Source organism: Hymenobacter telluris, from assembly GCF_017313265.1.
Classification (GTDB): domain Bacteria; phylum Bacteroidota; class Bacteroidia; order Cytophagales; family Hymenobacteraceae; genus Hymenobacter; species Hymenobacter telluris.
Genome location: NZ_JAFLQZ010000016.1, coordinates 122,947 through 134,254, shown reverse-complemented (window position 1 = coordinate 134,254; position 11,308 = coordinate 122,947). Strand labels below are relative to the sequence as shown.

The window sequence follows — 11,308 nt, the reverse complement described above, 5'->3', positions numbered from 1 at the left end:
CTGCCGCACTTGCCACACGTGAACGGGGTTTGAAGCATACACTCAAGTTACGAATCACCCCTTATATTACCACTGCCAATTATAAATTTAGCAGGGATTCGGGCTTGACGGAATACTAATTCCACACCTGCGCAAAGCCCTGGCCGTTACTAAGAAACCTAAAATCCCCGCCCGAAGCACATAGCTTCCGACGGGGATTTTTCAATAGGCAGCCTGGTGCTTACATTTCCGCCAGCATTTCCCAACGGTCGTTGAGCTGGGCCAGCTCTTTTTTCACCTGCTCAAACTTCAACGTGGCGTCTTTTAGCTGCGCGGCGTTCTGGTAGATCTGCGGGTCGGCGAGCTGCTTTTCGTATACGGCTAGCTCCTTCTCCCGCTCGTCAATCTTCTTTTCCACTTCGGCCAGTTCCTTCAACGCCTTTTTCTGGTCCGGCGACGGAGTTTTGGCGGGGCTGGCATCCACTTTTTTCTCCTCCTTGGGCAGTGGCTTGGGGGACGACGGTGAGGGTAAGCCGGCTTTCTTGGCGGTCTTCTCCCGGTCTTCCTGCCACTGCTCGTACTCAGCGTAGGTGCCGGGGTACTCCTTCAGCTGGTAGTCCTCGATGTACCAGATTTTGTTGGCCACGTTTTCCACGAAGAACCGGTCGTGGCTAATCACGATGTAGGTGCCTTCGTACTGGTCCAGGGCCTGAATCAGGATGTTCACCGACTGCATGTCGAGGTGGTTGGTCGGTTCGTCGAGCAGCAGGAAGTTGGCTTCGGAAATCAGGGTTTTGGCTAGCGCCACGCGGCTTTTCTCGCCCCCGCTGAGCACCTTGATTTTCTTGTACACTTCCTCGCCCGTGAACAGGAACGAGCCCAGCACCGAGCGCAGCTCCATTTCAGTACGCTTCGAACCGGCTTCAATCATCTCCTGCAAAATCTCGTTCTCGATGCGCAGGCTTTCCAACTGGTGCTGCGCGTAGAACGACATAATGACGTTGTGGCCTAGCTGGTGGTTGCCGTTGGTGGGCGCCTCCTGCCCCGCCACCAGGCGCATCAGCGTGGATTTGCCTTTGCCGTTGGCTCCAATCAAGGCAATTTTGTCGCCCCGCTCGATGTGCACGTGCGTGTCGCGGAAGATGATTTTCTCGCCGTATTTCTTGCCCACGTGCTCCATGCGCAGGATGTGGCGGCCGGGCGTGACGGTGAAGTTGAACTTGATATTCACGCGGGCATCGTCGCCGGCCACGTCCTCGATGCGCTCCAGCTTATCCAAGGCCTTCACGCGGCTCTGGGCCTGCTTGGCTTTGCTGGCCTTGGCCTTGAACCGCTCGATAAACCGCTCGGCCTGCCGAATCTGGGCCTGCTGGTTTTCGAAAGCGCCTTTCTGAATGGCGTTGCGCTCCTCTTTCTCTTCGAGGTAGTACGAGTAGTTGCCCGCGTACGGCACCAGCTTGCCGCCCGTCACTTCCACGGTGGTGTTGGTGGTGCGGTCCAGGAATTCCCGGTCGTGGCTCACGATAATAACGGCGCCTTCGTAGCCGGCAAGGTAATTTTCTATCCACTTGATAGACGGCAAGTCCAAGTGGTTGGTGGGTTCGTCGAGCAGCAGCAGGGAGGGTTGCTGAAGCAGGATTTTGGCCAGCATCACGCGCATTCGCCAGCCCCCCGAAAACAGCTTCAGCGGCCGTTGCAGCTCCTCGGTGGTAAAGCCCAGACCTTCCAGAATCTCCTCGGTACGGGCCTGCATGGTATAGCCGCCCAGCGCCTCGAACCGCTCCTGCAAGTCGGCCAGCTTCTCTACCAGGTCGTCGGTGTAGTTGGTTTCAAACTCCAGCAGCACCTGGTCGATTTTCTTCTGCAAGTCCAGGGCCTCGGCGAAGGCCTGCATGGCTACCACCAGAATTGGCTCGTGCGAGTCGTAGCTCAGCAAATCCTGGTTCAGGAAGCCTAGGCTTACGTCCTTGCTCATGGAGATGCTGCCGCCGTCGGGCTTGTACTCACCTACCAGTATGCGCAGCAGCGTGGATTTGCCCCGGCCGTTGAGCCCAATGAGGCCAATCTTATCCTTGGGCTTGATATGGAGGTTGGCTTTGTCGTAGAGCGTACGGGAGCCGAAATGAAAGTCTAAGTCGCTAATCGAAATCATCCTACTTTGCTGGGTCTGAAGCCGCAAAGGTACGGGTTTAGCAGGACGGTACGGCTGTTTTTACATTACTTAGCACACTTATGGCAAGTTACTACAACTAGAATATCTCCAGTGCATATTAGCTTTCTGTCGTCAACGGTTGACACGGCCGGGGTGCACAATAAGTTTGAGCACTACTAACTCAGTCAATCCCACTTAATGCAACTTCTATTCTACTTGTGCCACTCCGCTAACATCATTCCAATCGAGTCTATATGCACTTTTTTGATTTTTTCGACCTTATAGGCAACATTGATTTATCTACTCTCAGTAAGAGCAAAGCTAGTTTATTAGCATTCGTTTCTTGGTTTTTGATACCAGTTGCAGCCCCCTTATTAGTTATTGAATTTACCCGCTTATCAGAACGTGGCTATCCAGGTAAAGTACTAGGACTTATTATTTTCATAAGCCTTATTTCAGCTATTGGTATAGCGTTACTTCTTTTCATATTCCGTTTCGTCCACGCCTATAAACCTACAGAGTTCTTAGTTTTTGTTCTGAGTCTGACCTTAATGCTTTCTGCTTCCACTTTCTATATCATCAGGAAGCACCAGCTTGATAAAATCAAACTATCCACCAGTCTGCAACATGCTACGCTTAGCGTACGGCTAACACGCATACCTATACTTTGACGCTACCCAGAAACTTTTGTGAACATCTCGAATGGCGACTGTCCGGTGCCCTCAGCTACGCCCGCGACAAAAGCCTTCGGCGCTACTGGTGTGATGGGATACTGGACCCTGAATTAGATGCCGATAATTGGCCGGTACTTGTCAGACAGTCCAGGCAGTTGAAGGCGCAGGCCTGGATAGATGAAGGTCGCACCAAAGGCCAGAATGCCACACAGCGGATTTATCAGCTTACGATTAACCTTGGACCAGCAGCATTTGCGGCTTACGTGCTAGGCAACAGCTTAGATAAGTTCGTTCCGGATAGTGGATATGACGATTGGGTTTTTATCTCGCCAGATAAGCGAATAGTTGAAGTATGGTTACTATAGGTTTAGTATAAGAATGAGGGAATTATAGAGCAGTTCATCTACACCCCTTCAAACACCTCCTCCCATTCCATCTGCAACTCTGGCAGCGTAGCCACCGGAATCAGGCCGGGTGTGTAGAACTCGCCGCGGAACTGGTAGCGGCCGTCTTCGCCCAGCAGGTACACCACTACGTTTTTTTGCTCGGGAGTTACCATCCAATATTCCAGCACGCCCGCTTCTTCGTAGAGGTCGAATTTTTCCTTGGTGTCGCGGGCTACGTCGCCGGGGCTCAGGATTTCGATTATCCAGTCGGGGGCACCGAGGCAGCCCCGGTCGTCGAGCTTCTGCGGGTCGCAGACGACGCAGATATCGGGTTGCACCACCGTTTCTATGCTGGCGTCGCCGTTGGGCGTGACGCGGCTTAGGCGCACATCGAAGGGGGCCACGTACGTTTTGCATTGGCGGCCCCGCAGGAACCACGCAATAGGCGTGCTGATGTTGCGCGAAATATCCTGGTGCTTGCGCCTGGGCGCGGGGTTCATCAGGCGTACTTTACCCCGAATGAGTTCCACCCAGTCGTTTAGCTGCCACGTTAGGTAATCGGCGTAAGTGTAGCGGCGGGTCAGGTCGAGTTGGGAAAGCTGGGTGATGGGTTCCATAGCCGGAGGGTTGCGGGTTGTTGGTAAAGATATACGATGAGTTGACAGCCGCAGGCGTTTCAGCCAGGCCCGCGCCCACCCAACCGCCAATAGCAAACCTCGTACATTTCGGCATGAAGCCTCTCCTCGCCTTCCTGTTCCTTGCTGCCCTTACCGCCTGCTCTTCCACCGAGCGCGAATCGTCGGGGCGAGGGCTGGTGGAAACCATTCCTGCTGATATTAAAGGTGAGCCCTCCACCACTGAAACCGTGGGTGAAACCGGCCGCAACCACGGCTACGTTCGGCGCTTCTACCAGAAAAACGGCCAATACTACGTGGACGTCGACTATATCCAGTTTCTGAACGGGGAAGCCGCCGTGGCCGCCGCCCGGCGCAAAGGCGATGCGCAAGAGGAAGTAGTGCAGGGCGACACAGTGTACTCGGTGTTCAACGACTATTACATCGTGAATGACAACCCGCAGGTGCGGACGCTACAACTGGACCCGGAGGCTACGTTTACGTTCTGGCGCAGCGGCGAAAACGGGCTGGAACGGTTTCCGGCCTCGCCCGCCAAAGTACAGGCCAACGTCCCGAAGGTGTTGTTTTTGTCGCCGTTTGTGGTGGAAACCCAGCAGGGCATCGTGACCCGCCTGGCCGAGCAATATGTGCCGTAACTAGCTGCTTCAGCGGAAGTCGCCGTATAAGGAAGCGTTTATCACTCTTGATTCTCCTTTTATGGCAACCGACCCAATCCAAGACACCGCCCCCGACAACCCAGAAGGCACCCGTGAAGGCGCTGCGGCCCAAGGCAAGCAAGATGCCGGCGTAGTAGGCCAATCCAGCGGCCGGCCCAGCTACGGCACCGGTGGCTACGAGCTTAACCTGGATGCCGAAGCAGATGGCGGCTCCGGCAGCGCATCTTCCAGCACCAGCAAAGCCCCCCACGAATCCACGGAAGAAGATAAATAGTCTTCCAGAAAACAACTGTTCCGAGCGGAGCGGGAAATAAGAGTTGCTGCCTGGCAGTTCCCTCCTATTTCCCGCTCCGCTCGGAACAGTTGTTTTTTAGCCTACGAATGGCGGCTTGAACTCCGGCACGATGCGCTTTTTCGAGGCCTGCTCGTAGGCGTAGGCTACGGTCAGCAGCGGGCCTTCGGTGTACACGCCACCCACAAACGATACCCCCACCGGCAACCCGTTCACGGCACCCATCGGCACGGTGATGTGCGGGTAGCCCGCCATAGCCGCCGGCGACGATGAACCCGGTCCGCCGCCGGCGTCGCCATTAATCAGGTCGATGACGCGGGCCGGGCCGGTGGTGATGCCCACAATAGCGTCGAGCTTGTTGGTGCTGATGGCATCGTTGAGAATCTTTTGGGCGCCGAGGTGCGACTTGCGCAAAGCAGCTTGGTACTTCGGGCTGCCAAGGCCTTCCAGCTTTTGCGAGGCTTCCAGGATTTCCTGCTGAAAAAACGGCATGGCCTTGGGCTTGTTCTGCGTGTTGAAGGCCATAACGTCGGCCAGGGTCTTGACGGAGGCGTTGGCCGTAGCCAGGTACTTGTTTACGCCGTCTTTGAACTCATACAGCAGCACGTCGTATTCGGCTTCGCCCAGCGCGTCGGCAGGCTTGTCGATTTCCACTTCCACTATTGTGGCCCCCTGGGCTTTCAGCAGCCCTATGGCCTGCTTGAACAGCGGAATAGCGCCCGACACGCCTTCCAGATGCCGTTTTTCAACACCCAGGCGCTTGCCTTTCAGGCCATCTGCTTTCAGAAAGACGGTGTAATCAGGCTGAATTTTGCCGGCGCTTTCCTTGGTAACGGCATCGGCGGCATCTTCCCCGGTTAGCGCCCCCAGCAGAATAGCGGCGTCGCGCACCGTGCGGGTCATGGGGCCGGCCGTGTCTTGGGTGGCAGAAATCGGGATGATGCCGCTACGGCTCAGCAGCCCCACGGTGGGCTTAATGCCCACCAGCCCGCAGCACGACGACGGCGACACGATGGAGCCGTCGGTTTCGGTACCGATAGCCACGGCGCACAGGTTGGCCGATACAGCCGCGCCCGAGCCGGCACTGCTACCGCTGGGCGTCCGGTCGAGGATGTAGGGGTTTTTGGTTTGGCCGCCCCGGCTGCTCCAGCCGCTGGTGCTGCGCGTAGAGCGGAAGTTGGCCCACTCGCTGAGGTTGGTTTTACCGAGCAGCACCGCCCCCGCCTCGCGTAGCCGCTTTATAATAAATGCGTCCTGGGCTGCCTTATGCCCGGCCAGCGCCAACGAGCCGGCGGTGGTTTGCTGCTTGTCGCCGGTGTCGATGTTGTCTTTCACCAGCACCGGAATGCCGTGCAGCGGGCCGCGCACCTTACCGGCCTTACGCTCTTTGTCCAGGGCATCGGCAATGGTTAGCGCGTCGGGATTGATTTCGATTACGGAGTTCAGCTTCGGGCCGGCCTGGTCGATGGCTTTGATGCGCTTCAGGTACAGTTCGGTGAGGGAGCGGGCCGTGTGCTGCCCGTTGGCCATTTTCGCCTGTAAGTCATTGATGGTAGCTTCCTGCAGCTCGAAGGCCTCAGGAGCGGCCGTGTTATTGGCGGCAGTGGGCAGTTGGTTGGTAGTTTCGGTGGTGCAGGCGGTAGCGCCTAGGGTGGTAAGCGCCAAGCCGGCCAGGGAGCCGTTGCGCAGAAAAAGCCGTCGGTTCATACAAGGTATTTTCAAGTAAGGTAAAGACTCTCGCGGCACTTTTCTTACTCTCCCGGCGCATTACTTCCAGGCTTTCCTGACCGGAGCAGCTATGCGGCAGGCAGCGGCGCGGCCCCGGGTTTGGGCTTGTTGCGCTGGCACTTCTCGCCGCAGTATTTCACCTCGTCCCAGGAGTTGCGCCACTTCTTGCGGTACTCGAACGGTCGGCCGCAGGTGAGGCAGATTTTGGTGGGCAGGTTGCCCTTGGTAAGCTTGGCGGGAACTGGCATGGCAGCAGAATGGAAAGGCTAGTATCGCAACGGCTCCGTAGCCGCAAGGTTCAGGCAAACTCCAAACGGACCTCCGTTGCCCACGGCCACATAGCTTATACTGGCGCATACGCCCATGCAAAAGGGCTGCCTCCGATTTGGTTGGAAACAGCCCTTGGTATGACGAAGGAGCGCAAGGCTCTGGTTGCTATTTTTCCAGCTGCTGCCGCAAGCTTTGCACTTCGCGCTCCAGCTCCAGGTTGCGGAAGGTCACTTTCACTTCCAGGTCGGCGTAGGCGCGCTCCAACTCCTGCTCACGGTTGCGGAGGGCAAATTCCGTTTCCTTCTGCTCTTGAATATCAGTGCAGGTACCAAACCATTGCTTGATGGTACCATCCTCGTTGTACTGGGGCTGGGCCTGGCCCAAAAACCACCGGTAGCCGCCGTCCTTGCTTTTAAAGCGGTACTCGATTTCGTAGAACTCGCCGGTAGCCAACGAATGGCCCCATACCTGGCGGGCCCGCTGCTGGTCGTCGGGGTGGAGCAGGTTGTTCCACATATCCGGCCCCACGCTGTCTTCGAGGGTGTAGCCCGTATAATCGGTCCAGCGCTGGTTGAAGTAGGTGTGCGAACCGGTGGGGTCAGTGAACCAAACCAGTTGGGGAATGAAATCGGCAAAGAGGCGAAACTGTTCTTCGGCCTGCAAACGAATACTTTGCTCAGTAGCGGGAGTGCTCATTCGGAAGGTTAACAAGGGCGGGCCAGCTGAATTTCCATGCCCGACTGAAAATACAAGATTAATTGGCTTTGCAGGCCGTCGGTGGAGCGGCGCAGGCGCGTAATCAGGGCGCGGGTTTGCTCCTGCATCAACTGCAACTCCAGATACGGCCGGTTCAGCAGACTGTCGCGCTCCATGCTCCATTTGCCGGCGTTTTCGGCATCGGAAGCCTGCACCCGCAAGGTGCCGGGCTGCAACGAAAACTTGGTGGCCGTTGCCAACGGGCTGTTCGGGTCATTCCGGTTCAGTACCCGGTCGGCTACGCACCAATCCCCCGTGAGATATTCGTCGGACATCTCCAGCAGATTGATGTCAAAGAGAAGCTTGGGCGCGCTAGTAGAAAGGGTCATTCAGAGAAAATCGAACCTGATACAAATTTAAACAGAACTACGTTCAGGTGCATTGGCAAGGCACAAAAGCAGCGAAAAGTTCATCTATTCTCCCTGATATTTCAGCTTCGCATGGGAGGTAGGGCAGTTACCATTCCGGTTGTTGAGTTCAGCGTAAGTTGTGTTGAGCAACCGGTGGTTTCCGTTTCGCCTGGCCGTGTTGAATCACACGCTTTGAAATAGAAATTACCGGCCCCTCAACGCCCGAAACCAGAAAGCCGCAGGCATGTACATACCTACGGCTTTCTGCTTGTTTTGGTTAGCCAGTGTTGAGCTTACGCCACCGTTGCTACCGGGCGTTTCAAGCGGATGATACCCACTTTGTTGAGCGTCCAGATAACGGGATACGTGGGGTCCAGCTCCCACCATTTCACGCCGAAGTTGGCGCGCAACGGCAGCTTGTGGTGGTTGTTCTGAAACAGCTCGCCGCCGGTCAGGAAATCAAAGAACAACGAGTTGCGCGACTTGTCTCGGTTGTCGAAGTTTTGGTAGCCGTATTTGTGGCCGCTCCAGTTCACAATGGCGCCGTGTACGGTGCCCATCAGGAAGTGCAACGGCAGCAGCAGGTACTGCCACCACGCCGTGGCAAACACCACATAAAAGCTGGTGTAGAGCAGGCCCCAGCCCAAGCGGGCGTACCAACGGTGGGCAAAGTTTTCGAGCAGCACCCACTCCGGGTAGATGTTGTCTTCGAAGCGTTTGGCGGCTACCGAGCGGCGTTGCAATACATCCTGGTACACTGTTTTGGTCTTCCACATCATAGTGAAAGCATTGTTGGAGTGGTGCGGGGAGTGCGGGTCTAGCTCGGAGTCGGAATAGGCGTGGTGCATGCGGTGCAGCAGCGCGTAGGTACGCGGCGACAAGAACGACGAGCCCTGCATCAGGAAGGTGAACACAAAGAAGAACCGCTCCCAGGCCGGGTGCATGGTAAACATCTTATGGGATGCATACCGGTGCAGAAAAAACGTTTGGGTGAATAACGACAAGTACCAGTGCGCCAGGAAGAAGGCAAGAATAGCCATAGCAAAAACGTAAGGCGCGAAAAAGGGGAAACACTCGGGTCTGAACGATATTATAAGCAGAGCCCGGTTGTAACAGTTCAGTTTTATTGGTGCCTGCCGCAACAAGCCGCAGGTGGCAAGGTCAGCAATACCCAGGTTGTATCCTATTTTTTCTCACTTCTTTACTACTGCTTACAGCATGTCAGGCAGGCGCCAGCGGCACTATTCGCTTAGGCTCTTCGACATTTTGGCGGGTATGCCTACGCTGTTGAGCAAGCCGCTGGTAAGGCCGTGCTGCCAGATGGTGAAGACCGAAGTATTCAGGTTACGGTCGGAGTTGATGGTGCCAGGCTTCAACTCGCCACCCCGGGGGTTTTTGTTGCGCACTACCAGGTTTACCACGCCAGTCAGCAGGCGGGTTTTGATGTTTTTGCGGTTGTCGTTGGTGGGTGCGGCCAAGATGGCCACTTTCAAATCGGAGTACTGCGCCCAAACCGTACCCCAGGAGCGGCGGCGGTTGATGCCCATCTGAAACCGGATATTCTGCACCTCGCCACTCTTAAACAAAAGGTTGGTTGACTCTACGGTCATCGGGTTGAGGATGTGCAGCGACGCGGCCCCCAGCTGGCCCGTCAGGAGGTGGTAGCCGGATGGGTCGAGCAAGTTGGCCGACAGCCGCGCCGTGATGCGGCACCGGTTCTGGAGCAGCGCCGAGGCGTAGCCTGTAGCCGGGCTGGTGCGGCTCATGCGGCGGGGGTCGTTGGAAATATTGCGGAGGGTGATGTCGAAATCAGTGAATGCAAACCGGCCGCGCACCGGATTCAGGGGGGCGCGGTACTGCGAGTAAAACGTTCCTTTGTAGACACTCAGGCGCCGGATATCCACCCGAAACGGCAGCCGCCCAATCATGTCGGGAGTGGCCACGGAACGTTTCGGGTTGAGGGGAAACCGCCCGTCGCCGCGGGTTTGGAGCACGGCATTGCGTAGCTCCACCTGCCGTACTACAAGCTGCCTCCGGCGAATGAGGGCCGGAAAATCAAACCCTTGTATATCCAGGTCTGGCACCAGCAGCGTTACGTTGGGGGCCTGGTAGCCTTTGCGGCGCGACAGCTCCGACGTAGCAAACTTGGGTTGCAGGCGCAGGTTGCGCAGGTGCAGGCGGCGTTTCAGGGTTTCGAGGTGCACCCGCTGGTAGGCTACGCGGTAATAAGGCCCATCGAGCAGCGCCGTGGCCGGCCCGGTGTCTACCAGCCAGTTGCGGGCATAATACAGGCGGCCCGGCGCACCCGCCGACGCACTATCAATGCACAGCTCATTGGCCACCAAATTGATGTTCTGCACATTGGGCTTCTGCGGAAGGCCGGCTACGTACAGCGAGCCTTTGGTGAGGGCTAAATGCCGCAACTCAATCTGGCCGAGCCAGGGCTTCAGCAGCTCATGTAGCGGCTCCGGGGTGATGGTAGGTGGGTCGAGGGCCAGGCGGGGCAGCACTACGCGCAGCGTATCGGCCTTGAGCCGGTGCCGGCGCAGCAGCCGCCGAATGCGTAGCCCCGCCACCTCCACGCGCGGCAGCAGCAAATCAATGCGGGCATAGGTGGTTTTCGGCACTCGCAGAGACAGGCGGGGCTGCACCAGCAACGAGTCGAGCTGTAACTGGTGCTTCTGCAAGGAAAACCGCATACCACCCAGGTTCAGGCAGTGCTTGAACGCCGCTATGCTTCCTCCCAGCAGCACGATATCCATACCGTTGGCGTACCCCAGCCGATGCCGGTCGGCGGCACCTTCGGCACTCACCAGCACGTCGTGCAGGCGTACGTCGAGTTGCCGCAGGGTCATGGAGTCGGGGGCATTGCGCGGATGGTAGGCCCCTTGCAGGCGCTGCAACACCACGCGGTTCAGGCGCAGCCCGGCCAACCCCAGCGGCAACTGCTTGTGCAAAGGCACACTGTCGGACGCACTGCTAGTTGGCAGCACCGAGGTTAGCCGCACGCACAAGGAATCAACCCCTAGGTACTTTACGGGCACTACCTCACGCTTTATCAGCTGCCACAGCCCAATGCCGGCTATGTCGAGCCGGCCCACATCCAGGCGGGCTTCCGGCAGGCGTGCTGCCGAGTCGGTGGCGGCTTGGCGGGCGGCGTTGGAGCGCAGGTGCACATTGCGTAGCGAAATACTGCCCGCCGCGAGGCGGGTGCGCAAGTTGCCTATCCGCAGTTCATACTGGCCCTTGGATTGGGTGGCAACTTGTTTTTCCAACAGAGGCCGCAGCCAGGAGTCGAGCGTTAGGACGGCCACGGCCGCCGCCCCTACCAGCACGGCCAGCACAAGCAGCAGCCATTGCCACCAACGCCAAGCAGAAGACGTAGCAGCCGGAGCAGGCGCAGAAACAGAGGGACTAACTGGCACGAAGT

Annotated in this window: 12 protein-coding genes; 4 read left to right on the top strand and 8 right to left on the bottom strand. The window is 57.3% G+C overall.

Annotated features, from left to right (window positions below):
* Positions 1 to 220: 220 nt before the first annotated feature.
* The gene (locus J0X19_RS19555; RefSeq protein ID WP_206986114.1) at positions 221 to 2,131 is read right to left on the bottom strand and encodes an ABC-F family ATP-binding cassette domain-containing protein; all 1,911 of its coding nucleotides are present in this window, start codon (positions 2,129 to 2,131) and stop codon (positions 221 to 223) included.
* Positions 2,132 to 2,385: 254 nt separating this feature from the next.
* Here J0X19_RS19555 and J0X19_RS19550 point away from each other — a divergent pair, with 254 nt between their 5' ends.
* Both J0X19_RS19550 and J0X19_RS19545 read left to right on the top strand, forming a co-directional pair.
* Complete coding sequence (locus tag J0X19_RS19550; protein WP_206986113.1) at positions 2,386 to 2,802, top strand: hypothetical protein; 417 nt, start codon at positions 2,386 to 2,388, stop codon at positions 2,800 to 2,802.
* A complete protein-coding gene (locus J0X19_RS19545; RefSeq protein ID WP_206986112.1) occupies positions 2,799 to 3,170 on the top strand; it encodes a hypothetical protein in 372 nt (123 codons plus the stop codon). The genes J0X19_RS19550 and J0X19_RS19545 overlap by 4 nt, the downstream gene beginning before the upstream one ends.
* 38 nt (positions 3,171 to 3,208) lie before the next feature.
* Here the strand turns inward: J0X19_RS19545 and J0X19_RS19540 are convergent, their stop codons facing one another.
* Positions 3,209 to 3,808: a Uma2 family endonuclease gene (locus J0X19_RS19540; RefSeq protein ID WP_206986111.1), complete on the bottom strand. Its 600-nt coding sequence runs from the start codon at positions 3,806 to 3,808 to the stop codon at positions 3,209 to 3,211.
* A gap of 113 nt (positions 3,809 to 3,921) precedes the next feature.
* Between J0X19_RS19540 and J0X19_RS19535 the strand changes: the two genes are divergently transcribed.
* Both J0X19_RS19535 and J0X19_RS19530 read left to right on the top strand, forming a co-directional pair.
* The gene (locus tag J0X19_RS19535; RefSeq protein WP_206986110.1) at positions 3,922 to 4,461 is read left to right on the top strand and encodes a hypothetical protein; all 540 of its coding nucleotides are present in this window, start codon (positions 3,922 to 3,924) and stop codon (positions 4,459 to 4,461) included.
* 61 nt (positions 4,462 to 4,522) lie between these two features.
* A complete protein-coding gene (locus tag J0X19_RS19530) occupies positions 4,523 to 4,756 on the top strand; it encodes a hypothetical protein (protein ID WP_206986109.1) in 234 nt (77 codons plus the stop codon).
* A 96-nt stretch (positions 4,757 to 4,852) separates the two neighbouring features.
* On the opposite strand, the gene J0X19_RS19525 is transcribed toward J0X19_RS19530, so the two are convergent.
* The 6 genes from J0X19_RS19525 to J0X19_RS19500 form a co-directional block, all read right to left on the bottom strand.
* Positions 4,853 to 6,481: an amidase gene (locus J0X19_RS19525; protein ID WP_206986108.1), complete on the bottom strand. Its 1,629-nt coding sequence runs from the start codon at positions 6,479 to 6,481 to the stop codon at positions 4,853 to 4,855.
* An 89-nt stretch (positions 6,482 to 6,570) separates the two neighbouring features.
* Positions 6,571 to 6,750 (bottom strand): DUF2256 domain-containing protein, encoded by a 180-nt coding sequence (locus J0X19_RS19520; protein ID WP_206986107.1) that lies wholly within the window; start codon positions 6,748 to 6,750, stop codon positions 6,571 to 6,573.
* Positions 6,751 to 6,937: 187 nt separating this feature from the next.
* Positions 6,938 to 7,468 carry a PAS domain-containing protein gene (locus J0X19_RS19515; RefSeq protein WP_206986106.1) on the bottom strand — a complete coding sequence of 177 codons (531 nt, stop codon included), beginning with the start codon at positions 7,466 to 7,468 and terminating at the stop codon, positions 6,938 to 6,940.
* A gap of 8 nt (positions 7,469 to 7,476) precedes the next feature.
* Positions 7,477 to 7,857, bottom strand: coding sequence for a hypothetical protein (locus J0X19_RS19510; RefSeq protein WP_206986105.1), 381 nt, complete (start codon positions 7,855 to 7,857; stop codon positions 7,477 to 7,479).
* Between the two features lie 314 nt (positions 7,858 to 8,171).
* The gene (locus tag J0X19_RS19505) at positions 8,172 to 8,918 is read right to left on the bottom strand and encodes an acyl-CoA desaturase (RefSeq protein WP_206986104.1); all 747 of its coding nucleotides are present in this window, start codon (positions 8,916 to 8,918) and stop codon (positions 8,172 to 8,174) included.
* A gap of 201 nt (positions 8,919 to 9,119) precedes the next feature.
* Positions 9,120 to 11,303 carry a hypothetical protein gene (locus J0X19_RS19500; RefSeq protein ID WP_206986103.1) on the bottom strand — a complete coding sequence of 728 codons (2,184 nt, stop codon included), beginning with the start codon at positions 11,301 to 11,303 and terminating at the stop codon, positions 9,120 to 9,122.
* Positions 11,304 to 11,308 lie beyond the last annotated feature (5 nt).